We start from the raw sequence: 510 nt of genomic DNA, 5'->3' as shown, positions 1-510 counted from the left end.
AGATTGGGCATGAGCATTATACATACGATGCCAACGGCAATCCCACGTTGGTGGAGAACGACAGCCTGAACACCGAGCGGCGAATGTATTGGGACGAGGACAACCGCCTGATGGTGTTGTCGGACAATGGCAAGACCAGCCGATATACCTACAATGCCGCCGGCGAGCGCATCGTCAAGAGCCACGGCGACCTCGAAGGCGTGTACGTAAATGGTGCCCCGCAGGGCCTAACCTTCCACGAAACGGAAGATTACACCATCTATCCCGCCCCGATTATCACCGTGACGAAGAACCGCTTTAGCAAGCATTACTTCATCGGCGACAAGCGCATTGCCTCCAAACTGGGAACAGGCAAGTTCAGCAACGTTTACGGCATCAGCAGCAACAACGTTACGGCAGGCCAGAAAGACTATGCCGCCCGCATGCTGCAGATAGAGAAACAGCGCGAGGAGTACTACAAGTCGCTTGGCACACCACCCGGTGTTCCTACGATGAAGGGTGCAACGGCCG

At 55.7% G+C, this 510-nt stretch carries 1 pseudogene; it reads left to right on the top strand.

From position 1 onward, the window contains the following. Positions 1–510, top strand: a pseudogene (locus tag HMPREF2955_RS17185) (RHS repeat-associated core domain-containing protein); the annotation flags it as partial.

Origin of the sequence: Prevotella sp. HMSC073D09 (assembly GCF_001814145.1) — a bacterium.
GTDB lineage: Bacteria > Bacteroidota > Bacteroidia > Bacteroidales > Bacteroidaceae > Prevotella > Prevotella conceptionensis.
Note: the sequence above shows the minus strand (reverse complement) of the source record. Positions and strands in the feature narration are given on the sequence as shown.